The organism is Aneurinibacillus aneurinilyticus ATCC 12856 (assembly GCF_000466385.1).
Lineage (GTDB): Bacteria > Bacillota > Bacilli > Aneurinibacillales > Aneurinibacillaceae > Aneurinibacillus > Aneurinibacillus aneurinilyticus.
Map to the genome: position 1 here is coordinate 1 of NZ_KE952712.1, position 1,083 is coordinate 1,083.

General features: G+C 39.1%; 2 protein-coding genes. One reads left to right on the forward strand and one right to left on the reverse strand.

Annotated elements, in window-relative coordinates; genetic code table 11:
- Positions 1-429: 429 nt before the first annotated feature.
- Entirely contained in the window at positions 430-744 is a 315-nt protein-coding gene (locus HMPREF0083_RS04850; protein WP_051354536.1) for a hypothetical protein, read from the reverse strand.
- A gap of 5 nt (positions 745-749) precedes the next feature.
- On the opposite strand from HMPREF0083_RS04850, the gene HMPREF0083_RS28975 reads away from it, so the two are divergent.
- Positions 750-1,083, forward strand: a 334-nt coding sequence (locus HMPREF0083_RS28975) for a hypothetical protein (RefSeq protein ID WP_209421074.1), incomplete at its 3' end; no start/stop codon positions are given.

The window sequence follows — 1,083 nt, forward strand, 5'->3', positions numbered from 1 at the left end:
CGGTTCTGCGTGTCCAGAATTCAGTCTACCAACAGTTTTTACATTTAGATTAAAACGTTTGAAATAACTAACAACCTACTGTAAAGTCAATATTTTAATTTCTGATTTACCCATTTTTCACGCACACTATCACTACCTCCATACTATTCTTCCTTCATTTTTTCTCTTCTTACATCCTTTAGCATCCTTAAAAATTTATGTAAATTTCTCCTTAGGTTTGCAGTTCTTTATAACATGGTTTAGCAAGTTTTGAAAAACTGCAACGAAAAAAACCGCAAGCATACTACTTGCGGTCCAGTACATACTTCTTGATGGAGATTAGTTTTTGACTAGGGCGCTTTCTTACATTTTTACTTAGAATGATAAAAATTAATAACCTCTCATGGAACCCCAACATCGATAGTGCGATCATACGTATATAAATGATCGTTATTGTTTACATACTTTCCTAGCCTTTTTTAAATCTCTCATCATAATAAATGTAAACCCTCCCATTACATATTGGGCAGATACCATATTTTTTACTTTGTAAACCCCATTATTCTCTTCAACGAGAATCGGCTTTTGTTCCCTGTACACAATTCCATTATTACGTAATTCTTTAAATTTATCTCTTGAGTCTAAAGCATAAGCAAGTAATCCAAATACACACATTAGAAAAAATATAGTAGGGTTAGACTTTGTTAACAGATAATCTACTATTGTTACTAAAGCAGATATGATAGATAAGATACCAGTAACCAAGGGTGTTGATTATCCAGTATGATCCAGAGTGGATCGCCACCACACCGTGCCCCAAACGGGCGTCGGTTCGTCTCCCGCCCCGAAGCGTAGAGGACCGCTTTTTGCCCCAGCCAGGCGGGACCGCAAGGCCACTTTTTACCTCAGCCAGGCGGGACCGCAAAACATCTGGGTATTACGGAGCAGGAAGCCGTTGTCGGTCGATTTCGTCCTTGGCACCACACGCTCCACACAATAAAGAAAACTTGGCTGTTACCCTTATGCAGCTTTGCTGTAGAAAAATAAAACGGACGCACGCCGTACGCGTTATTCTTTTCTATCCATCTATGGATACCAAGGGTG